Here is a 21,930-nt window from a genome sequence, read left to right as displayed (position 1 = left end):
CGCACCGGGGCTCCTCGCCGTATGCCCGGCTCAGTCGAGCGACGCCAGGTGCCGCAGCGCGCTGTCGTCCCCCGAACCGCCGCGCTTGCGGATCACCAGCCACGCCAGCAGCAGGGCGAGCGCGGACCCCAGCAGCAGCAGGGTGGCGAGCGCGTTGAGCGCGGGCGTCGGAGTGGCCCGTACGGCGCTGTACAGCTTGATCGGCACGGTGTCCGAGGAGGCGTCGGAGGCGAGGAAGGCACTGATCACGAAGTCGTCCATGGAGCCGGCGAAGACGATCATCGCGGCGGCGAAGACGGACGGGGCGAGGATCGGCAGGAGCACGGTGCGCAGCGCCCGCATCGGGGTCGCGCCGAGATCCCGCGCGGCCGTCTCGTACTCGGTGCCGACGGACGCGAGCCGCGCCCGGACGATGACGACGACGTACGAGATCGAGAACGTGACGTGCCCGAGCAGCTGGGCGACCGGGCCGAGCGGGACGAAGCGGAACAGGTCGGTGAAGACCAGGTACAGGGCGCCGCCCATCACGATCTCGGGCGTCGCCAGCGGCAGCAGCATCAGGGAGTTGGCCGCCCCGCTGCCCCGCCCGCGCCAGCGCGCGAGGCCGAGCGCGAGGGCGACACCCAGCGGCGTGGTGATGAGGGTGGTCAGGACGGCCAGTTCGACGCTGTTGGTGAGGGCCAGCCGCAGCGACGCGTCGTGCAGCACCGAGGACACCGGGTCGCCGATGTACCAGCGCAGCGAGAAGCCCTGCCAGACGCTGCGCGACCGCCCGGCGTTGAAGGAGAACTGCACGGCGACCAGCACCGGCAGGACCGACCACAGGATGTACGCCCAGGTGATCCCGGCCAGCACCCAGGGCCGGCGGCGCAGCCGGCGCCGTCGCGGGACGGTCTTCGTGCCCGCGGGAGGACGGCGGAGCGTGAGGGACATGGGTCAGCCTTCCTTGCCGTCGCGGCGGACCGTGTGCAGGTAGTAGGCCATCAGCACCATGAGAAGCGCCGACAGCAGCAGCACCAGCGAGCCGCCCACGTCCTTCTGCGGGCCGCCCAGCAGGTACAGCTGGATCTGGTTGCCGATCATCGAGGTGTTGGGGGAGCCGGAGACCAGGGTGTTCGTGTAGTAGTCGCCGAACATCGGCAGCGCGGTGATCACGCAGGCGGTCAGCAGCCCCGGCCGGCTCAGCGGCAGCGTCACCCGGAAGAAGGTCCGCACGGCGCCCATTCCAAGATCGCGGGAGGCCTCCAGCAGCCGGCCGTCGATCCTGTCGAGGGTGGCGAAGAGCGGCACGATGAAGAAGGGCAGGTATCCGTAGACCAGGGCCGTGATCACGGTGAGGGCGTTGCCGGAGAGCCAGTTGACGGGTTCGTCGATGATGCGGGCGGCGCGCAGCAGCCGGTTCACCCAGCCGTCGTCGGCGAGCAGGTTGAGCCATGCCATCATGCGGGTCAGATAGTTGATCCACCACGGTGCGAGGATCAGGGCGAGGAGCAGGCCGCGGCGCTTCCCGGCCAGCCGCGCGATGTAGTACGCCACTGGATAGCCGATCAGCGAACACAGGGCGACAGCCGTCAGGACGTACAGTCCGGTGCGCGCCAGGACCGGGCCGAGGTCGCCGCCGAAGGCCCGCCCGACGACGTCGGAGAAGGTGGTGAACTGCCAGTGGAGCGGGTTCCATTCGGGGATCGGTTCGCCGAAGATCGGATCTGTCGAACCGAAGGCGACCGAGGTCACGGCGTAGAACGGGACGGCGAAGAGGGTGGCGATCCAGACAGTGCCGGGCAGCGCGAAGAGCCCCCACACGCGGGAGTCGCTGCGTCGCCGGGCGAGGCGGGTGCGCAACTTCGGGACGGGCATGCTGCCTCCTGAGCACGGGCATGCACTCACTGCAACTGGCTGACTGAGTACCCAGTTAGTCTGCTCATGCCGCAGGCGTTCCGCAATGGTCTTGCTGCCTGTGCTTCAGGAGGCGGGGCGGGACCGCCGGTCCAGGCGGCCCACGCGCCGCTCAGGGCTTCAGGCAGGCCGTCACCGTGGCGTTCGTCCATGGCACGGTAGCCCTCGGCGACCTGGTCGAGGGGCAGCGTGAGGTCGAAGACTCGCCCCGGGTCGATCTGTCCGGCCGGCAACCGGTCGATCAGGTCGGGCAGACGGCTCCGCACCGGTGCGGGCAGGGTGCAGCACCTGCTGCCTGGACTCCGCCGTGTCGACGCATTCGAGGACCGAGCTGGCCCCGATCCCGTCGGTGAGGTCCTTGATCCGGGCGACGCCCTCGTCGCCGCCCTCGGTGACGATGTCCGTCGCACCGAACTCGACGGCGAGCTGCTGCCGGGGCTCGTGGCGACTCCTCGCGATGATGCGCTCCGCGCCCATCTCCTTCGCCGTGATCACCCCGCACAGGCTCACCCACAGCGACATCACCCTTGCACTCCACCTGGCCGAGCTCGCGGCACGCGAGCTCCTGTTCGGTAAGACCTGCGACGGCGCGGATGCGGTGACCGCGAGCTGCCCGTCATCCACGACCGACCACTGGCTTGCCGAAGCCGTGCGAGAACACCCATACAAGAACTGGGTGCACTTCGCCGAGTTCCTGAAGTTCCCACCCGGCGTCCGCAAGATCGTCTACACCACCATGATCGAGTCCCTCAACTCCCGCTTCCGGCAGGCCAGCCGGCGGCGCGGGCACTTCCCCAGCGAAGACGCCGCCCTGAAAGTCCTCTACCTCGCCATCCGCCACCGCGAGCCCAACCGCCCGAACCCGACCGGCCGGACCCACAACTGGAAAGCCGCGATCAACGTCCTCGTCGGCTGCGACGGCGACCGCATCGACCTCGACGGCTTCCGCCTGAACACCACCGAGTGATCAACCGAAGCCAAACCAGCAGCACGTCAAAGAAGGGGCATACACGGAAACCGAGACACGCCCACGCCTGGGCACTCCCTGAATACGGCCACCGACGAGCACGCACTGATCCTTAAGGTGCAGGCCGTGCCTGGCACGGCAGACATGTACAACCTCACGGTCGAAGACCTGCACACGTACTATGTGTTCGTAGGCGACACTTCTGTGCTCGTACACAATGAGTCGTGCTGGCAGAGAAACTTTTTCAAAGTGAATCCGAACTTGCGTGGGCAGGTTTGGGTGCATCATGCAATTGAGAGGAAGGTACTCACAAAGTATCCCGGACTCTTCACCGCCGACGAGCTGAATGGTGTCTGGAATCTGAGAGGTGTGCCGAAGGGGATAAATAGCGATCTGCATCTTCATACCATACGGCTCATGTGGAATAGATTCTACAAGAGCCATCCGACCGCGACCCGCCAGCAGATTGCAGACTATGCGGATTGGATCGACAGGACACATGGATACTACTTCACCCCGCCCAGGTTCATTCAGTGAGCCTCCCTCGTTCTATCGAATCGAACCTGAGGTTGCAGGTGGCCCGGCGCCCGGAGTGATATTTGACCGAACTCAAGGCTACCCTCGCCCGGTGAATCTGGTTTACGAGTTCGACGGATGGCTGGGAGGATGCATTGTTGAAGGAGCCTGGACGTACATCGCAACTAATAGGGTTGCGAATCGGCTAGCGGGGCAGTCGCTCACTGGATGCGTTGTTCGAGATGTGGAGGTATTGAAATCCGAGGAATTCGAGGAGCGGCATCCCAACGTAACGTTGCCTGAGTTTGTGTGGCTTGATGTTAATGGAGAGGCGGGTGTCGACGACTTTGGTTCCGACCAGTCCAGAATGCTAGTCGTCTCGGCAAGAGTATTTGATATTCTCAGAGATGAAGGTCTAGGGCCCGCGTTGTTCGAATCGTGGCCGCGGCAGCCGGGAGTTGCGGATCCAGAGAAATTGGCTGAGCTCAAACGACGTCTTCGCGAGAAGCACGGCAGATGCTCAGATTGAATCCGTGATGTCCGGGGTGTCGTGATGGGTGGCGATCCCTGCGGCATGCGCAGGGCAGGGGGGTGGGTTGACGTCTGCCGAGCAGGAGAAGCGGGAGGCCGTGCGGTTGGAGTTGGCCAAGGGATTCAAGGCTGGCGACGGGATGGCGCAGATCGCGGCGGACCTGCGGATGTCGGACCGGCCGGTGCGCCGGTCGCGGGCAATCCGGTGGTGCCGCGGCGCTGGCGTGGGAACGACACAGGTTGAACTCGTAGTGGCCGTTGCGGTTCACCAGGGTTCGATGACCAAGCCGGTCTGGGCGAGGCAACGGGTGATCAGGTGAGGCCGGTCGCGGCCAGGCAGCCGTCGACCAGGTCCGGGCGGTACTGGATCATCTTCAAGCCGCGGCGGATGACGCGCGTCAGGTGCTCGAGGCCGGCCGCGGCCAGGTTTGCCAGCACCCCGCCCTTGATCACCGACCACAGCCCTTCCGCCGGGTTCAATTCCGGCGCGTAGGGCGGCAGCTGGAAGACTGTCAGCCAGTCCGTCCGCTCGATGAACGCCTGCATGCCGTGGTGCAGATGCACCGAGAGGTTGTCCCACACCAAGACGATCGGGGCGCCGAGCTGGACGTGCGCCGACCGGGGCAGGTCGCAGTAGTCACGCCAGGTTAAGCTCTTGGTCTCGCCCTTGCGGCCGCGGTAGATGTGCTGCTTGCGCAGGAACCGGGAACGCTGTCCGTGCCGGTAGCAGGCCAGACCGGCGATGGTGACCTTGCCCTTGCCGCGCCTGCCATGCACCCAAACGACCGGCGTGTGCCCGCGGCGGCCCCAGATCCTGACCTTCGTCGGCCGCAGCGACTGGCCCGCCTCATCTTCGAAGCAGATCCAGCCGTTCACGGCCGCCGCGGCGCTTCCACCTGGGGCCAGGTCTCCTTCACCCAGGTCTCCACCGCCGCATCGTCGCGCAGCAGGGCCCCGCCGCGCCGGCACCTGACACGACCAGCCGTTGCGGACCAGCAGCTCGCGCACGCAGGGACATGCCGTGGAGCGCGGTGGTGATCGGGTGATTTGTCCCTCCCGGCGGCCCGAGGCCGCGCAGGTCCGCATCCGGTCGACATTCGGCGCGGCTTCGTGCGCCGACCGGTGTCGTGCGGCCTCGTTCCCGTCATCATGGGGTGAGTCAGCGCCCGGTTCCTATCGACGTCTACGCCGGGATCCGGCGATCCCGGAACAGGGGAGATGCCCGCCATGACCCGTACCCTGATCACCGGCGGCCTTGTCATCACGGCTACCGACGAGATGCACGCCGACGTTCTCATCGAGGGCGGGCGGGTGGTCGCCGTGGCGGCGCCCGGCACGCAGAGCTGGACGGCGGAGCGCACGATCGACGCCACGGGCAAGTACGTGATCCCGGGCGGTGTCGACGTGCACACGCACATGGAGCTGCCGTTCGGCGGCACGTTCGCCTCGGACACCTTCGAGACGGGGACGCGGGCGGCGGCGTGGGGCGGCACGACGACGATCGTCGACTTCGCCGTGCAGAGCGTCGGCCATTCGCTGCGGGAGGGCCTGGATCTGTGGCATGCGAAGGCGGACGGGCGCTGTGCGATTGACTACGGCTTCCACATGATCATGTCGGATGTGAACGAGTCCTCGTTGAAGGAGATGGACGGCCTCGTCGCAGAGGGCCTGACCTCGTTCAAGGGTTTTGCTCGCTGACGTACCCGCGTGTCGTCTAGCTGAATTCGGCGGTTGACCTGCTGCTTTGATGGCGTTGCTGACGGCTTTCCGGGTGATTCGGGTCTATGACGGACCCCAGTGCAACGTGCCGCGGACATCGGATGGGATCGGCTGCGGCGAGTCGCGTCGGCACAGGGCGGAAGCGGTCGTTGGGGGGCCACGGTCATTGGCGCGTCTCCTGAGAACCCGCCTGGCCCGCTCGAAGTGGAAGGCTGCAAGGCACTTCGGCGTGACACACGGGCAGGCAGGCAGGCAGGAGCACCTCCGCTGGGTGCTGTGGGCGGAGCGCTGTGGCGATGTCCGCCAGATCCCACAGAGCGGCGGCCTGCCCGCCGGCCGGGTTGGGCTGGTAGCCGGCGGAGTGTACGCCGTGGCGGGTGGCCCAGCCGCGAAAGCTGACGGGCTTCATGCCGAGGCTGTACCCAGCCACGGCGGTGGTGACGAGGGGGCGGCCGTCGCGGCCGGTGGGGGCGGTCACACTCCCACTCATACCCTGCCGGTCACCGGGAGTCCTTGTGTTCGCGCATCCACTGCTGCAGCCATGCCGCCAGGACGCCTGCCCCCACGACACCCAGCACGACCTTCCCGGGCAGCGGTGCGTCGACCATCACCCCGCCGGCGGCGAGCAGCAGCCAGCACGCGAACGCGATCAGGCCGATGACGCCGTACATGGCGCCTCCTGTGCGGGTCAGTCGTCGCCGAGTACCTGGCGGCGCAGCGGGTCGATCTTCCGGTTGAGGCGGTTGGTCATCTTCACGGCGATGTAGGTGAAGACGATGGCGTAGGCGGCGAAGATCACCTGGGTGATGACGCTGACGATACGGACGTTTTGGGTGGCCAGTGCCACGCCGAGGGTGATCCAGCCGCCGGCGAACCACGCGAACCAGATCTTGAACTTTTCGGCGCGTACCGCGGACTGGATCTCGCTGTAGCTCGGCACGGTGCCCCCTCGACTGTCGGTGCTGCGCGCCGCCATGGTGACTGATCCGGGGTCGTACCGGTATGGGCTGTTCGGCTCTGGTGGGCCCGCGGCGTGCCGCGGGCCGAGCGCGGCTCGGCGCCCTGCCCGATCGGTGGTGTCCCGCTGGATCAGGGAGCGGTACGGCGCATCTCGTACAGCTTGACGGCGTGTTCGAGCATCTGCGCGGACACGCTGGTCGCCCACAGCAGGGTGGTGGTGTCGTTCGACAGGCGGGTCAGGGCCACGTTGTTGTGCCTGGACACGACCTCGCGGTCCAGGAAGCTCATGCTGTGCAGGTCCCCGTGGGCGAGGGAGCTGCAGGCGCTCCACACGACCTCGGCTTGATCGGCGCCCATACCGGGGATCGAGTCCCCGGCGGCCCGGACAACGCTCTTGAACCCCGTGAACTTCAGCTGCTTCTTTAGGTCGAAGCGCGCGATACCGGCGGCGATCGCCGCGCTCTCCAGCTTCTGCACGCGCTGCGCTGTGGGGCGCGCCGGGGTCAGCTTCAGCCGGTCGGTGATGCGGTCGGAGTGCGTGATGCTCTCCGCCTGAAGCGACAGCCGGCGGGTAATCCGGGTGAGGCGCTTCTCAGGGGCGAGCAGCCACACGGCGCGGCACGAGTTCTCGAACGCGGCCCGCAGCAGCGTCGCCTGGGCGAAGATGTGCAGGGTGACCTGGATATGGGCGCCGGGATCACCATCGCCGATCAGGGTGCGCCGCAGGCACGTCAGGTGGTCGCTGGCGACGGTCAGGGCGTGCCAGGCGAGGTGGGACACGCCGTACGGGTGGGCCTTGCGGTCATCGCCAGCGAGCGGGCTTCCGGACTGCACTTCCCAGCCCTTGGAGTCCGTGGTGGTGAGCGTCTCGTACGGCTTGATGCTCTCCAGGCGGGCGAGTATCGCCAGGAGCTCCTGATCTTCGTTGTCGACCGTTGTCACTGGGTGAGCATATGCGCCGACTTGTGCGGGAAGCGAGCAAATTACATATCAGTGTGGTTTGTCTTCGCGACGGTGGGTCAACTCGCGTCGGTGCGCGGGTGACTCGGGGCGCCGCGACGTCCTTCTTGCCAGGAAATGCCCCCTTCGGTTTGCCGAAGCTGCAGAATGCGGCCATGCCTTCCTGGTTGAACACCATCTTGCTGTCCCTCGCCACCACCATCGCGACCGGATGGCTCATCCTCCCCCGACTCGAGGCGCGCAACCGGCAGATCCAGGACGCGCACAAGACGCGGGAGGCGTTCTCCGGCGCGGTGCTCGCGATCCTGATCTGCACGAGCCGCCTGGAGAACACGACCATCCCGCAGGACGCGACACCCGCTGTGCGCTCTGGCCTCGAGGCCGAGCGGGAGCGCTGGCGCCAGGAGCTGGACACCGCGACCCGGGGACTGATCGACAGCTCGGCCCCGCTCACCTTTCCTCTCGCCGCGCGCACCGCGGCCGTGGCGTACGCCGTGCACGCCCGCGGGGTATGGCTGTCGGAGCGTTCCGAGGAGGACAAGTTGGCGCTGCTGTCGAAGCTCTCCGGAGACGCACAGACGCTGCTGTTCACCGCCTGGTGGCGCCGCCCGCGCCGGCTCCGCGCGCTGAAGGCTCTGCTTGAGCTCGGGAGCGAGGAGCAGCCGAGTCAGGATCCGCCCGCTCGGGCGCCGCTCAGCGGGCCAGCGCCCGAGCCTTCCTAACCGGGCGAGGCCCTCGACGGCATGTGGCTGCTCGTCACACACAGTGGAGTGACTACACACCCCGGTCGGTGTCCACCGCGGCTCCGTATCGTGGCGCGCAGGCCCATGCCTATACGCCGCCTCGTTCAGGCGGGGCTTCGATGCGGTGTTCACTCAAGTAGGCCTCCGCCAGCAACCGGCACGCGTCATCCTCGTCCTCACCGGATTCCTCCAGCCATGCGTCGAGCACAGCGCGGGCGATGACCTCGCGATCGTGCCGCTTCTTCCTTTTCTCGCCCTTGGCGTTGGGCATGGCGCGGATGCGTTCCTCAACCCGCTGAGTGATCTCTGCGGGGGCCATATCCAGGTTCTCGGCCAGATACGCGCCCGCATACCGGTACGGGTACTTGTAGGACTCGTACCGCTCCCTGCGGGGCTGCCAATTTGCGAAGGCCTCGGCGATGATGGTCACGGCTGGAGCCTGCCACAGGCAAGTGCGTGATGCCGGGGTTCCGGCAGTCCGCGGACTAGATGCCCCGACCTGGCCATCGTGGGCCATATACCTGTGGTACGTGTCTCGTATTCCCTGGCGACCCGGCGAGAGGTGCAGTCCTTCATGTCCCGGGGCATCGCGGCGTGCCGTGTTCAGGGGGGTGGCAGCTGCGTCTGCTCGGTGATTGCGTTCAGCGCGGCCATCGACTGCCGACCGTCCGTCTTGTCGGATCGGCGCAGGACGAACAGCTTGGCGACAGCCAGGCATGTCGGCCCCTGTATCACGGCGGCCACCCAGAGGGTTGCCGGTGGCGCCGAAGTGGTGGAAGCGCGGAGACCACGCCATTGACCGGGTTTCACGGGAACCGTCCGGACCGATCGAAGTGGAAGGCTGAAAGGGAGTCTCGACCTGACACGCACGCAGATCACCGGCGGCCTCGTGATTGCCGCGGCCGGGGAGATGCACGCCGACGTCCACATCGAGAGCGGGCGCGTGGTAGCCGTGGCGGTGCCCGGCACGCAGAACTGGGCTGAGGAGCGCACGATCGGCGCCACCGGGATGTACGTGATTCCGGGTGCCTCGCACAACCTACGAACGCCCCAGGGGTCGCTTCCTAGCGCGGCTTGCGCTTGGGGGGCACGGGGCCGGGGATGACGTCGAGGTTCATGTGTTCTTTGAACAAGTGGACGAGGTTGGCGCCGTCGAGGAGTTCCAGGCGGCCGTGGTCGTTGGCGAAGGCTTCGCTGGCGCGGCCGAACCAGGAGGTGGTGACGAGGATGCCTTTGGCCGCGCGTTTGTGCTCCACCACCCCAGCCAGCGCCGAGACCGTCTCGAACGGCACCACGTTCTTGGTGCGCTTGGCCTGGATGATGCACAGGCCCCTCATCACCGGGTCGGTGTTCATCGCGATCGCGTCCACGCCCTCGTCCTTGGACGGCTGAGTGTTCACGCTGTCCAGCCCGATGGCCTCGAACAACTGGCGGATCAGGTGCTCGAACTCCGTGGGGGTCAGGTCCATCAGCACCGGCCGGCTGTCCAGGCCGGCGACCACGTCCAGGCTGTCCATGAGCCGGAACTTGCTCAGGTCGAAGGTGACCAGCGGGCGTACCGGCTCCAGCTCATAGGGGTTGGGCGAGATCAGCGAGCGCAGCCGCTTCAGGCACGCCCGGGGGTCCACCTGGGTCAAGACGAGGTCCTCGAACTCCTCCCGGCCAGTCTGGAGGGTGATCAGGCAGGGGTGCACCTCGCGGCCGGTGGCGCGGTCGATGGTGGCCACGTGCCCGTTGAGGGCGATGGACTGCACGGCCCTGTCGGTATCCGCGGCGAACAGCTCGTGGACGGTGCGCAGAGCGGTCTGCGCGAGAACGGCGGCGTACAACTCCTTGCGGTCCTTGTCCGGACGCGGCACCGGGATGAGCTCGTCACGGGACTTGGTGTAGCGGTACGCGCGAGCGGCCGGCACCACCTCCTCCAGCGGAAGGTCGATCTCCACCAACAGGTCGCCCGTGTCGGCCTGGTAGGAGACCCGGTGGGCCTTGGGAAAGCCGTGCGGATACTTCGACGCCGCGAGCACCTGGTCGATGAACCACTCGACAGCTTCGACGTCCCGCTCACGGTAGGCGGCGCGCCGCTGCTCGATGCCGGCGTTCCACTCCGCGACCCGGGCGGCCTCCTGCCGGTTGCGTTCCTCGTGCCGCGCCCGGGCCGCATCGTCACCCTGGACGCGCTCCGTCTCGGCCCGAGTGTGGTCACGTAGCGCCTGGTCGTACTGCTGCCGGGCCGCTTCGACCTCGTCGTCGTAGCCGCGGCGTCCGAAGCCCAGGGCGCCGAGCAGTCCGCGCGGGGGTTCCGGCTCGAAGTCGGTCCAGCGCGGCTGCGGAGTGGGTTTGCTGCGCCGCTTTGACGCGGTGTACGCCTTGGGCGTGTACTCCTGTTTCAGCTGGTCGAAGGTCAGTGCGGCTCCGTGCTGTACCACGTTCACCAGCAGCGTGGCCAGCTGCTTCACGTCGTTCTCGATGACGTAGGTGCGATCGACCGCCTCCTGGGCGCGTGCCGCCTCGTAGGCGAGCTTGTCCTCCCGGGCCTTGCGCTTGGCCTCAGCCTCATCCGCCCTGCGTTCCTTCTCCTGCTCCCGTGCCCGCCGCGCCAGTTCCCTGGCGTACGGATCGCTTCCGCCCGCCCCGTATCCGCCTGCCACCGCACCCCCAGGTCAGTGCCTGCTCCGCCAGCCCCACGTCCGCGGTACTGCTCGCCCGTACGACAGCGTCAAGGGCCACCGGAAATCGCGCAAGACCCACCGGCCGCTCCCAGGGGCACATCCGGCGCACCGGCGCTGTGCCGGGGATTCCGCAACGCCTCGGCGCTGGCCAGATTCGCGCCGGGGTCTTGATGCGGTCGGATGAACTTCAGCGGTCCTCGACGATGAAGCGGGCCCGTTCGTAGAGTTCGTCGAAGGTGATGACTTCGATGTCCTGGAGGGAACGCCTGTACTGCTCGAAGGAGGTGATCCTTTCCGGGTTGGTCGCGCCGCTGTCGGTGAACTCGCTGAGGCTTCCGATCACCAGCACCTGCCGGGGGCGGGCCGTGGAGATTTCAGTGCCGGTCGGGGTGCCGTCGTCCCGGTAGAGCCTGTGCAGTTCGTCACGGACCAGCCGTAGAGCCTTGTGTGCGGTCTTCTGCACCTGCGCCACGGCGCCGACGACATCGGTCGAGACGTGGTACACGTCGGGAGGCCGGTACGGAGTGCGGGCCAGCAGAGGCGTGGTGTGGATCTTAATCTCGCAGAGCAGCAGGCTGCTGATGAAGCCCTTGGAGCGCATGACGGCGTCACTGCGCTTGCCTGCCCCGGTGAAGATGTTGGCGCCGGCCGTGATGCGCTCCAGCTTGCCGTCGTCGAGGGGTTCGCAGGCGACGAGGTTGAGCCCGTATCCGAAGATCCACGGGTTCTCCTCGAAGAAGCCCTGCCAGACCGCCTCCGGTCCTGCAGCCTTGTTGCGCTGCGACTCGAAGTACTCCGGGTCTTTCAATAGTCGGCTGAAGCGCTGGAGCTGCGACTTGCGATTGCTGATGCGCCGGATGTCCGCTTCCGTGAGGGCGCCGCCGATGGCGGTCCTGACAGCTTCAAGGAGCGTGGTGCGGTCCTGGCCGGAGAGTAGCCGGGCCAACTCGGCTTCGTCTCCAACGGTCACCTGGAGGCTGCTCGCTGGGATTTGCAGCCCGACGCAGCTCTGGAGGAATCCGATGACCTTCCAGAAATTCTCGTGGACGTCACTGGTGTCGACGAGCGCCTTGACGATCTGGGCGGCCTCGGCGCCGGGTATCGCTTCCCTGGCCACGGTCCGCGCAACCTTGGTCTTGTCCCTCTTCCACAGCTTGATCCTGGGTGAGAGGGCGCCGTCCTTGTGGATGAGGGTGACGTTGCAGAGCGTGGCAACCTGTGGCCGGTCGTCGAGGAGGAAGTCGGTGATCATCCGGTTCGTGCGGGTGTCATAGAAGTAGGAGAATCCGCTGCCTTGGATCTCCAGGTCGGAGAAGTCCTGCCGTGCTACGTCGAACTCCTTGGACGGAAAGGTGATGCGCAGGCCCCGAACGAACGAGGGGTCCAACTCGGCCGCCTGGTTCCTCCAATCCGCTGCCACGGCCGGCACCGGCTTGATATCCCCTTCGACCACAAGGGACTGCACATCCTCGCGCTGGAGCCGGGTGAGTACGGGTTCCATCCGTTGCCAGATCGCATCGGTGATCGCTTTGGTGAATGCGGGTAGGAGGGCGCGATCCACGGTGAGGACGGCCTCGTACGTGTCGGCCGTCCATCCGTCGCCGGGCATGGGGTGGAAGAAGCCGCCGTCGCGGCGCAGCGTCAGGGTGCTCGGGCGCAGCAAGTCCCGGGCCGCCTCCTCGCCGTCGCGGTCGAGGAGGGAATGGATCTGCCCGAGCACGAGGTCGAGTTTGCCTGTGTCGTCGTCAGCCAGTGGCAGCGGGATCAGTGGGCCGGTGGCCGGTATGGGGACCGCCGTGTAGATCGGCCGGCCCGACAGGAACTCGAAGGTGCGCAAGGCCCAGCCGTCAGGACCGAGCAAGCGGTTCAGGAGCTCGACACGCCGGGTTGACTGGTCGACGTCTGGCTCGTTTTCCGGATGAACCAGCCTTGCAAGAAAGGAAAGGAGCATCACGTCGGGACCGTCGAGGAGCTCGAAGCGCGGGTCCTCGAAGACCCAGTCGTCGGGCCAATCCTCTGGGTTGTTGTACCGGTGCTGGATGATGTCGCCACGGGCGGTCGCGAACCGGGGGTCGGTGGACACCAGCTTGTCGAGGTCGTACAGGCCCTCCAGGAAGTCGATCTCGTCGAGCCGTCCCCACAAGGGGCCGCCTTCGTCGCGCAGGCAGTCGAAGATGTCACGTCGCGTCACCGCCGTGATCCGCGGCTGGTTCTCCGGTGCCGGGGAGGTATTGGGCTGGGTCATGCACTCAGGATGGATGCCGATGGAGTCGCCCGATGGCTATTGGCGACTCTTCGCCGGTTGGAATCAGCCGGGGACATCGCTAATCAAGGCTCTATTGGGCTCCTGGCCCTCGCACCGCCAGGCAAGGGGTGGCGTCATGTTGGGGCAACGGCATATGCATCGCCAGACTACGGGTCAGTGAGGGCTCCTCAGGGATCAGCGCGAGCGAAATCCTCCTCGTCATCGACAATGCGGTTCGCGCAGGTTGTTGGGTCTGATGCCGCTCCGGCTCTGGAGGGCCGGTCGGGCTGCCACGCGAGCCTGGCAGCCCGACAGCCGCGCACGCAGAAGGCACACGCCACGCTCGCGCAGAAGCCGCCCTGCAGATCAGATCTTGCTGGGTAGGGTGATCCGTGTTGCCGCAGGGCTTGGCAACGAGTCAGGAGCGGGGGTGGGGACGGGTGGCGATACCCGCATCGCAGGCTATGGAGCGCGCCAGGGCCGCCGGAGGCCGCCTTGTGGATTTCATTCAGCGGGAGAGCCGCGGCATCGGACAGGTGTGCCCGTGGGACTTGGTGGTAACCATCGGGCCGGAGCCCGAGGACCTTGATGCGGCAGCCTGGATCATCGCTGATGAGATCATGCGGGCTCGCACCGACCTGGACAACCTCGCATACCGGCTCTGGCGCGACAGCGCTCTGGTCGGCACCCCGCTGACCGGCCCCGATCGCACCCACGTCCTGCTGTACGCCGGCCCGGTATTCGAGGCCAACGACACCACCGGCGTTACCGGCTACGTGGGCGAGTGGCTCTGGTACCTCTCCACCCGCGACCTTCCCCCCGAGTCGGGGCGCAGCGTGGAGATCCTGGACCCGCCCTCATCGACGGTGACGGACAGCGGGCCGGACGGGTTGGTGATCCACCGAGTGCCCGGCAGCGAGCTGGGGTTCGTCTTCCGGTTGTGGGAGATGAAGAAATTCACCGCGGAGAAGACGAAGCCGAGCGACACGATCCGCAAGGCATGGATGCAGTTGAACACGTGGGGGGCGCGGTACCTGGGCCAGATCTCGTGGGGAGGCCGGGAGCTGGCCCCCGACACCCGGGAGTTCGTCTCCTCAATCGCTCGGCAATGGGTGGACGCGAAGGCGTCGGGGAACGGCGGGGTCAGCGTCGCACTCGACGCCGCATACACCCCGGATACGGCCTTCGAGCGCTCACACCAGCACTTCACCACCCACACCCACCCGGGCGCGCTGCAGGGCGTGGTGGTGGCGATCGAGGATCTTGAAGACTTCGCGAAGGACGTGAGGAGGTACGTGTGGAGCGCACTCTAGACCCAGAGGTACTCGCGTCCGCGCTCGGCGAGCACCGGGCGGGCGGGGTGCTGCCCAGCGCACAGGACCTGCTGGCGGCGATGACCGAGCTAGAGGTCGCGGCCTTCCGCGGTGAGCGGGAGATCGAGGACGAGACCCTCGCCACGGCGTGGTACCTGCACGGGCTCGCCGCGCTCGCCCCGGAGACTCCTGGCTATGACGCCGTGCGGGTGCGGCAAGCCTTCGCCACAAGCGCGCACCTGATGGACCTCGCCTTGGCCGACGAACGCAGACCCAAGGCTGAACGGCTCCAGATCGCCTTCGCCGCCCAAGCAGGGTACCGGCGCAGCGAGCAGGACCCGAACGCCACCGCTGTCTACCGGCAGGTTCGCGCTCTCGTCGACATCACTGGTGAACTGCGTGGGCACATCGGCACCCTGGCGGTGGAGGCCGGCGTTGTCTTCCTCGGCTTCGACCGCCCGGAGCTGGGCCGCGCGCTGCGTGCGTGGCGGCGGCAGTTGCGCGGGCTGCGGGAGGTGATGCGCCGCGAGTCCCTGGCGGGGACCATGTACGGGCCTGCAGAGGCCGTCGTGGAGGCGGTTGTCCACCTGTACCAGTTCCTGGGGTTCGGCGAGGAACGGGATCTGCTGGCCGCGCAGCGGCTGCTGCGGGACGTGATGACGCAGACGGCTGGCCGAGGCGACCGGCTGGCGCGATGGGTTGCCGCGCACCTGATCCAACTGAGCGAGGAGATAGCGGCCAGCAGCCTGTATCAACTGCTCCCCCCGGGAACTCCCCCAGAAGTGGCGCGGAGCTTCGCACTGTCGAAGCCGCCGGTGATGACGCTCTGGCCGCCGCAGCGCCAGCTCCTGAAACTCAAGCGTGGCAACCCGCTCGACCCGGCGACGTCACGAAGCCTGATCAGCGTGCCGACCAGCGCGGGCAAGACGCTGATGGCCCAGCTGGTGATCTGTTCGCACCTGGCGCAGCGCCCCGGGCGCGTGGTGTACGTGTCCCCGATGCGCAGCCTGGGGCGAGAGATGCGCGGGACGCTGCGAGGCCGGCTGCGGGTGCTCGGGCGGCGCCTGGCCGCAGAGCAACCGGAGTTCCCGCTGGGCTCCTGGACCTCCCCGGCCGAGCCGGACGGCGCGGACGTGGAGATCGTCACCCCCGAGCGGCTCATGCACATGATCCGCAACAACCCCGGCGAAGCACTGGCGGAGGTCGGGCTGGTCGTCGTCGACGAGGCCCACCACCTGGGCCAGGGGCGGCGCGGCTTCGTGCTGGAGAGTCTGCTCACGCTGCTGCAGGCCCGTAGCGACATCCGACTCGTGCTGCTGTCCGCGGCAGTCGGCAACAAGGGCGACATCGCCTCGTGGCTCGACCCGCACCGCCCCGAACGAGAGGTCTACTTCACCGACACCTGGCGGGGCCCGCGCCGGATGCACGGGCTCATGTACCCGAACCTCATGGCGGAGCACGCCGAGCTGACGGAGCGACGGCCGACCGCGAAGCACGCCTCGCCGGTGCTCGCCACCGTGCCCGTCGAGACCCTCCTCGATGTCCGGCCCACCGCCTCGTCCACCATCGCCCGGCTGACCACCGGCGAGGTCGGCACGCGGCGTTTCGCCGACTCCGCAGGCCGATGGAACGCGCGGACCCGTCTGCCAGGCGGGATCGCTGACTACCAGGTCTTCGCCGCCGGCGCCGCGGAACTCACCGCGAACGGCAGCGTCCTGATGGTCGTCGGCACCCGGCGGGCCGCCCGCGACGCGGCACTCGCCATCGCCGAACGCCTGCCCGACCGGGCCGAGTCCGCCGCCCTAACCGACTACCTCGCCGACACCCTCGGCGCAGAGCACCCGCTGGTGCGCTGCACCCGGCACGGCGTCGCCTACCACCACGGCGCCCTACCCGAAGACGTCCTCCACTCTGTCGAGGGCGCGCTGCGCCGCGACGAGCTCCTGGCGATCGCCAGCACCAGTACCCTCACCGACGGCGTCAACCTGCCCGTGCGCACCGTCATCGTCCACCACAAGGTCGACGGCGACCCGCTCGCCTACGACGGCCAGCGCGCTCTGTCCTCCGCTGAACTCCTCAACGCCATCGGCCGCGCCGGGCGGGCCGGCCGGGAGAGCGAGGGGTGGATCTTCCTGACCCGCCCCTACCCGCCCCGCCCCGTCGAGTTCGACTCCCTCAACCCCGACCCGGAGCAGTTGCGCGTCGTCTCCGCGCTGCTGACCGGCGAGGCCCTGGCTGAACTCGCCGCCGCCGAGGACACTCTGCGGCAGGACGCTGACGGAGTCTTCGCGCTGACGGACGGCATCGCCGCGGACTTCGCCTCGTTCGTCTGGCTCGTCCTGCACCTCCATGCAACCTCGCTGGCGCCGCAGGGCAATCCCATCGACGCCCTGGACGCACTGTTCGCCCTGTCCCATACCGGCAACGGGCGGCACACCAGCCGGTGGCTCGCCCTCGCGGACAAGGTCGCCACCGTGTTCGAGAGCACCGACCCCACCCAGGCCGGCCGGTGGGCCGCCACCGGTACCAGCCTGGGGTCGGCCCGCTACCTCGACTGGCTCGCGAAGCAGCTGGCCGTGCTGCTCGAGCGGCACACGGCGGACGACGCCACCGGAACCACGGGGGGCGCCCGGATCACCGAGCCGGAGGAATGGCCGCTACAGCGCACCCTCGACTTCTTCACCGAGCACCAGATTCTCGAGCGTCTGCTCGGCCACGTCCCGGAGGTCGCCAAGACCTGGAGCTTCAAGGACAAGGAGACGCGGGGCACTCCGATGAACGTCCCGATCGCCCCCGCGCTCCGCGAGTGGATCTCCGGCACCACGATCCCCGACCTCGCCCGTTCCTGGCAGCCCGGCGTCGCTGCCGCATGGGCGCTCGAACAGGCGGTACGCAACATCAGCACCGCCTTCGGGCACGCCCTGAGCTGGACCGTTGGCGCTCTGATCAACCTGGTCAACACCAGCCCCGCGCTCCCTCCCGGCGCACCCAGGCTCAACACACACACTGCCTGGCACATCCGCCACGGCGTCGACACCGAGCAGGCCCTGACCCTGCTCACCTCTGGCATCACCTCCCGACGCATCGCCCACTTCCTCGGTCGCGATGCCGCCGGTTTCGGGCACCGGTCGGCCAGCCTGCGGCAGTGGACCGCCCAGCACCACATCGACGGCTGGACGCAGAAGTATGGGGCGAGCGACTACGAGATCCAGGATCTCCTCGACTACGTCCGCACTCCCTCCGACCCGATCAACCAGCTTGTCGACAACCGCGCCGCCACCACTCCGCTGACCCGGCTGATAGCAGGGACACCTGACGGCCCGGTCAGCGTCGCACAGCCCAGCTTGCGTCACCCGACCATCCGCGTTGTCCGCGACCGCCGTCGGGTGGCGATCGTGCCAGCCGACCGCCACCTCGATGTCCTCGCGATGCTCGACAGCGGACTCGACCTCGACCACCATCTTCAAAACGGCCAACTCGTCACTACCCGGCGCACCCGGTAGCACCTGGCCCTGTCGCAGGGAACCAAGCGTGGGACTGCGGGTCAACAGGAGGGCGATTCGCCGCAGCGTCACCAAATTGCCGCCGCCCGTGGAGGCGTTGACACGGACGCACGCACTCCGCGCCCAGGTTGACTGAGACGTCCGGGCACGCTCCGGTAGAAGTGGTCCACCACGTTGGGCGTGAGGTCGACGTCTTCGCCGATGGGTTCATTGATCGGGTCCCGGTAGGTCACCACGGGGGAGTCGAGAAGGGTGTGCTGCGCCCAATGTGGCACAGGGGATTGACCCGTTGGGCGTAGACACGTCACTCCCGACCCGAACTGGGCAGGGGGCTGGGGCACCTGGTGACGCAGTGAGGCGGTCAACAGTGGCCGATGGATCACGCCTCGTGCTTCCTACGGCACGAGAAGTGCTCGGGAAGCCCTTCGGGACCTTGAAGGCTTGCGGGCTGACCGCAGCCGAAGCGGCAGAGCGGGATCGGTTGGCCCGACGCGTCGACTGGAACCCTGGCGGCCTCGGTTTCCTGAGGGCGGGACTCAAGGACGATCGCGCGGCTGCCACGTCTCTGATTCGGCTCACTCCGCACCTCTGAAGCCGGACGGTCCTCGGTGCACCTGTCGCGTCGGTCCCCGCGTCGTACGGATGACCGGCGCTCCTTGTCGTCCAGGGCGGGCCCGTTCGCCTCGAGGTATCGCTGCCACTGCCGTGCGGGGAGCCAACCGTGGTGGCCGCCGTGCTGGAACGGGATCCGTTCACCGGCCGCCGCTTCCACGATGAACCGAGTGAGAGTCAGACCGCCTTCTCCTGTGAAGGTGCTCGACTGATGGGCGGGCATGAGGACGCGGTGCCAGCCCCCGCAGTACCCGGCGTCGGTCGGGTTCTCCGGGTCGTAGGGCCTCTCCGGGCACCGGGTGAGCGCGCCGTTTTGGCTGCACTGGCCTTCCTCCAGGACGAAGTTGCCGTCCTGCACCGCGATGGGGTTCTTCTGTACGCGGATAACGGAGGCTGGCAGGTTGGGCGTGCGGACGTAAGGGACGGTGCCGATGCCTGCGTGGTCGGGGTCGGCGAAGTCCCAGACCGACTGGATACCGCCGCGGCGCCGGAACCCTTCCCGTGCACGCATACCACGGGCTGTCTGAGCGCTCAGCTGAGGCTCGTAGCCCAGGACGAGGCCGTTGGCGCCGCTGATGCGTACATCGAGGCGCGCGTGCCCGTCGGCGGTTTGCGACTCGATGTCGGCGTGGAATCCGTGATCTTCGGAGTCCTTCGCGATGCGTTCCTTGCGTGCGAGATGCTCGTCGGATTCGTGGCTGATGGGCTTCTCCCCGGGTTTGCGGTAGTGGGAGGCAAGCCATACACCGTCCCGCTGGACGAGGTACATGGGGACGCGTCGGCCTCGGAGGGCTCGGCAGTCGGGACAGATGAGCCCGCGCTTTTCGACGGGGACACGCCCCCTCATGCGCAGCAACACGTTCAGGAGGTCTTGGCCTTGCGGGACGCCGAGGTCAGGACGGTCCAGGTCGAGGTTCCGGCCGGCCGGTTCGTAGTACACGGGGTTGCGGAACAGGTCTTCGTCGCTGTCGATCTGAAGGTCGTCGTCCATCAGGGCACCCCGCAGCCGCCACAAGTAGGAATCACAACGCTACGGGGAAGGTCTGACAATCGAGACTGAACTGCGGAAACAGGGCGCACCGAGCGGCACACGGGGCAGTTGGCCACGGTGCAGGTGAAGGAGTGGACGTCGACGCCGGGCCGGTGCGGATGGGCCACAGACGCGGAACGGGGCTGCAGTGTGATGTTCTGAGCGCGGGCATGCGTTCGGACTGGGAGCACTCGCCGCATAGGCGGCATGTCGCGGACGAGGCAGTGGACGGCTGCCCAATGGTGATCGACCAGCCCGTACGTCGATTGACTGCGAGAACGCGAAGCGCTGGAAGGCTCGCTTTCGTGGCGCGCGGGTGGCCGGGCTGACAGTCCGCTACCAGCGGCGTACCCCGGCGTGGAAGCGGGTGGTTGCCGCCGTCGCGGTGGCACTTGCCGGGTCGGCGGGGCCCGTGTGCTGGTAGTGCTATATGACGTGCTGTCCTGGGCGGCAGTGCTGAACTGCTTGATACCCATCGCCATGCCGACGTGCCCGGCCCCGCGAGCGCTGGGGATCGACGAGTTCACCCTGCGGCGCGGGCACCGCTACGCCGCCATCCTGATCGACACTGGCGGCGGCGCAGGCCTGCGTCCGGTTTACATTCGGTGCGGCTTCGTGTGCCGACCGGTGTGGTGTGGCCTTGTTCCCGCCATCATGGGGGTGAGCCAGCGCCCGGATCCCATCGACGTCTATCCCGGGATGGAGCGATCCCGGAACAGGGGAGATGCCTGCCATGACCCGTACCCTGATCACCGGTGGCCTTGTCATCACGGCCACCGACGAGATGCACGCCGACGTTCTCATCGAGGGCGGGCGGGTGGTGGCCCTGGCGGCGCCCGACACGCAGAGCTGGACGGCGGAGCGCACGATCGACGCCACGGGGAAGTACGTGATTCCCGGTGGCGTCGATGTACACACGCACATGGAGTTGCCATTCGGTGGGACGTTCGCGTCGGATACGTTCGAGACGGGGACGCGGGCGGCGGCGTGGGGCGGCACGACGACGATCGTCGACTTCGCCGTGCAGAGCGTCGGGCATTCGCTGCGGGAGGGCCTGGACCTGTGGCATGCGAAGGCCGATGGGCGCTGTGCGATCGACTACGGCTTCCACATGATCATGTCGGACGTGAACGAGTCCTCGTTGAAGGAGATGGACGGCCTCGTGGCAGAGGGGCTGACCTCGTTCAAACTCTTCTCTGCTTATCCTGGGGTGTTCTATTCCGACGACGGGCAGATCCTGCGGGCGATGCAGCGGGCTTCGCTGAACGGCGGGATGATCATGATGCACGCGGAGAACGGCATCGCGATCGACGTACTGGTCCAGCAGGCGCTGTCGCGGGGCGAGACGGACCCGCGCTACCACGGCGAGGTGCGCAAGGCGCTGCTGGAGGCGGAGGCAACGCACCGGGTGATCAAGCTGGCCCAGGTGGCCGGCGCCCCGGTGTACGTCGTACACGTCTCAGCCCGCGAGGCGGTGGCGGAACTGGCCCGGGCTCGCGACGAGGGTCTCCCGGTGTTCGCCGAGACCTGCCCGCAGTACCTCTTCCTGTCCACGGACAACCTCGCCGAGCCGGACTTCGCGGGCGCGAAGTACGTGTGCTCCACGCCGCTGCGCCCGAAGGAGCACCAGGCGGCGCTGTGGCAGGGGCTGCGCACCAACGACCTCCAGGTGGTCTCCACCGACCACTGCCCGTTCTGCTTCGTGGGCCAGAAGGAACTGGGCCGCGGCGACTTCTCGAAGATTCCCAACGGCCTGCCCGGGGTGGAGAACCGCATGGACCTCCTCCACCAGGCGGTCCTGGACGGCCACATCACCCGCCGGCGCTGGATCGAGATCGCGTGCGCCACCCCGGCCCGGATGTTCGGCCTGTACGGCAAGAAGGGCACCATCGCCCCGGGTGCGGACGCGGACGTGGTGATCTACGACCCGGCGGCCGAGCAGACCATGTCAGCGGACACCCACCACATGAACGTCGACTACTCGGCGTACGAGGGCAAGCAGATCACCGGGCAGGTGGAAACAGTCCTCTCCCGCGGCGAACCGGTCATCGACCAGCGCAAGTACGTCGGCCGCGCCGGCCACGGGGTGTACCTGCCGCGGGGTGTGAGCCAGTACCTCGGTTAGCAGTGCCGGGCAGTGCCGGGCAGTGCCGGGCAGGCCGGAGGGGGCGGAATTCCTCCGTGCAGTCGGACTGGAGCTCAGCTTCGTGCGGAGGCAGGAGTTGACGGGCGCATTGGGGGAGCGCGCCACGCCGTTGCTGGGCGG

At 67.7% G+C, this 21,930-nt stretch carries 17 protein-coding genes and 4 pseudogenes; 10 read left to right on the top strand and 11 right to left on the bottom strand.

The genetic code is table 11. The annotated features are described in order from the left end of the window. Positions 1 to 30 precede the first annotated feature (30 nt). The 3 genes and pseudogenes from AB0M28_RS14260 to AB0M28_RS14250 all read right to left on the bottom strand — a co-directional run. A complete protein-coding gene (locus tag AB0M28_RS14260) occupies positions 31 to 933 on the bottom strand; it encodes an ABC transporter permease (protein ID WP_365403093.1) in 903 nt (300 codons plus the stop codon). 3 nt (positions 934 to 936) lie between these two features. Next, positions 937 to 1,857 carry an ABC transporter permease gene (locus AB0M28_RS14255; RefSeq protein ID WP_365403090.1) on the bottom strand — a complete coding sequence of 307 codons (921 nt, stop codon included), beginning with the start codon at positions 1,855 to 1,857 and terminating at the stop codon, positions 937 to 939. A gap of 179 nt (positions 1,858 to 2,036) precedes the next feature. Then, positions 2,037 to 2,400 (bottom strand): annotated as a pseudogene (locus tag AB0M28_RS14250) (zinc-binding dehydrogenase); the annotation flags it as partial. Positions 2,401 to 2,596: 196 nt separating this feature from the next. On the opposite strand from AB0M28_RS14250, the pseudogene AB0M28_RS14245 reads away from it, so the two are divergent. The 4 genes and pseudogenes from AB0M28_RS14245 to AB0M28_RS14230 form a co-directional block, all read left to right on the top strand. After that, a pseudogene (locus AB0M28_RS14245) lies at positions 2,597 to 2,863 on the top strand (transposase); the annotation flags it as partial. Between the two features lie 126 nt (positions 2,864 to 2,989). Beyond that, positions 2,990 to 3,400, top strand: coding sequence for a hypothetical protein (locus AB0M28_RS14240; protein ID WP_365403087.1), 411 nt, complete (start codon positions 2,990 to 2,992; stop codon positions 3,398 to 3,400). A gap of 91 nt (positions 3,401 to 3,491) precedes the next feature. Beyond that, positions 3,492 to 3,908, top strand: coding sequence for a hypothetical protein (locus AB0M28_RS14235; RefSeq protein ID WP_365403086.1), 417 nt, complete (start codon positions 3,492 to 3,494; stop codon positions 3,906 to 3,908). 67 nt (positions 3,909 to 3,975) lie between these two features. Continuing rightward, entirely contained in the window at positions 3,976 to 4,230 is a 255-nt protein-coding gene (locus tag AB0M28_RS14230; protein WP_365403083.1) for a hypothetical protein, read from the top strand. Here AB0M28_RS14230 and AB0M28_RS14225 read toward each other — a convergent pair. Beyond that, positions 4,223 to 4,786, bottom strand: a complete 564-nt coding sequence (locus AB0M28_RS14225; protein WP_365403080.1) for a transposase — start codon at positions 4,784 to 4,786, stop codon at positions 4,223 to 4,225. The two genes, AB0M28_RS14230 and AB0M28_RS14225, sit on opposite strands and share 8 nt — an antisense overlap. A gap of 351 nt (positions 4,787 to 5,137) precedes the next feature. Between AB0M28_RS14225 and AB0M28_RS14220 the strand changes: the two are divergent. Next, positions 5,138 to 5,593: pseudogene (locus AB0M28_RS14220) on the top strand (amidohydrolase family protein); the annotation flags it as partial. 536 nt (positions 5,594 to 6,129) lie between these two features. Here the strand turns inward: AB0M28_RS14220 and AB0M28_RS14215 are convergent. The 3 genes from AB0M28_RS14215 to AB0M28_RS14205 form a co-directional block, all read right to left on the bottom strand. Further along, on the bottom strand, positions 6,130 to 6,300 hold the full coding sequence (locus AB0M28_RS14215) for a hypothetical protein (protein WP_365403077.1): 171 nt from the start codon (positions 6,298 to 6,300) through the stop codon (positions 6,130 to 6,132). Positions 6,301 to 6,317: 17 nt separating this feature from the next. Next, positions 6,318 to 6,569: a hypothetical protein gene (locus AB0M28_RS14210; protein WP_365403076.1), complete on the bottom strand. Its 252-nt coding sequence runs from the start codon at positions 6,567 to 6,569 to the stop codon at positions 6,318 to 6,320. A 149-nt stretch (positions 6,570 to 6,718) separates the two neighbouring features. After that, positions 6,719 to 7,531, bottom strand: a complete 813-nt coding sequence (locus tag AB0M28_RS14205) for a hypothetical protein (RefSeq protein WP_365403073.1) — start codon at positions 7,529 to 7,531, stop codon at positions 6,719 to 6,721. Positions 7,532 to 7,704: 173 nt separating this feature from the next. Between AB0M28_RS14205 and AB0M28_RS14200 the strand changes: the two genes are divergently transcribed. Then, complete coding sequence (locus AB0M28_RS14200; protein ID WP_365403071.1) at positions 7,705 to 8,271, top strand: hypothetical protein; 567 nt, start codon at positions 7,705 to 7,707, stop codon at positions 8,269 to 8,271. Between the two features lie 109 nt (positions 8,272 to 8,380). Here the strand turns inward: AB0M28_RS14200 and AB0M28_RS14195 are convergent, their stop codons facing one another. After that, positions 8,381 to 8,722: a hypothetical protein gene (locus AB0M28_RS14195; protein ID WP_365403068.1), complete on the bottom strand. Its 342-nt coding sequence runs from the start codon at positions 8,720 to 8,722 to the stop codon at positions 8,381 to 8,383. Between the two features lie 429 nt (positions 8,723 to 9,151). Here AB0M28_RS14195 and AB0M28_RS14190 point away from each other — a divergent pair. Then, a pseudogene (locus AB0M28_RS14190) lies at positions 9,152 to 9,319 on the top strand (dihydropyrimidinase); the annotation flags it as partial. A 37-nt stretch (positions 9,320 to 9,356) separates the two neighbouring features. Here AB0M28_RS14190 and AB0M28_RS14185 read toward each other — a convergent pair. Beyond that, positions 9,357 to 10,940 (bottom strand): restriction endonuclease, encoded by a 1,584-nt coding sequence (locus AB0M28_RS14185; RefSeq protein WP_365403065.1) that lies wholly within the window; start codon positions 10,938 to 10,940, stop codon positions 9,357 to 9,359. A 208-nt stretch (positions 10,941 to 11,148) separates the two neighbouring features. After that, entirely contained in the window at positions 11,149 to 13,206 is a 2,058-nt protein-coding gene (locus AB0M28_RS14180; protein ID WP_365403062.1) for a Shedu anti-phage system protein SduA domain-containing protein, read from the bottom strand. A gap of 497 nt (positions 13,207 to 13,703) precedes the next feature. Between AB0M28_RS14180 and AB0M28_RS14175 the strand changes: the two genes are divergently transcribed. Next, a complete protein-coding gene (locus AB0M28_RS14175) occupies positions 13,704 to 14,519 on the top strand; it encodes a hypothetical protein (RefSeq protein ID WP_365403059.1) in 816 nt (271 codons plus the stop codon). Further along, complete coding sequence (locus AB0M28_RS14170; RefSeq protein WP_365403056.1) at positions 14,504 to 18,022, top strand: DEAD/DEAH box helicase; 3,519 nt, start codon at positions 14,504 to 14,506, stop codon at positions 18,020 to 18,022. Before AB0M28_RS14175 ends, AB0M28_RS14170 begins: the two co-directional genes overlap by 16 nt. A gap of 379 nt (positions 18,023 to 18,401) precedes the next feature. Here the strand turns inward: AB0M28_RS14170 and AB0M28_RS14165 are convergent, their stop codons facing one another. Next, complete coding sequence (locus AB0M28_RS14165) at positions 18,402 to 19,625, bottom strand: hypothetical protein (RefSeq protein WP_365403053.1); 1,224 nt, start codon at positions 19,623 to 19,625, stop codon at positions 18,402 to 18,404. Positions 19,626 to 20,397: 772 nt separating this feature from the next. On the opposite strand from AB0M28_RS14165, the gene hydA reads away from it, so the two are divergent. Then, complete coding sequence (hydA, locus tag AB0M28_RS14160; protein WP_365403050.1) at positions 20,398 to 21,789, top strand: dihydropyrimidinase; 1,392 nt, start codon at positions 20,398 to 20,400, stop codon at positions 21,787 to 21,789. Positions 21,790 to 21,930 lie beyond the last annotated feature (141 nt).

Source organism: Streptomyces sp. NPDC051940, from assembly GCF_040680895.1.
Taxonomy (GTDB): domain Bacteria; phylum Actinomycetota; class Actinomycetes; order Streptomycetales; family Streptomycetaceae; genus Streptomyces.
The sequence above is the reverse complement of the archived record's forward strand: the minus strand, read 5'-3'. Positions and strand labels throughout refer to the sequence as shown.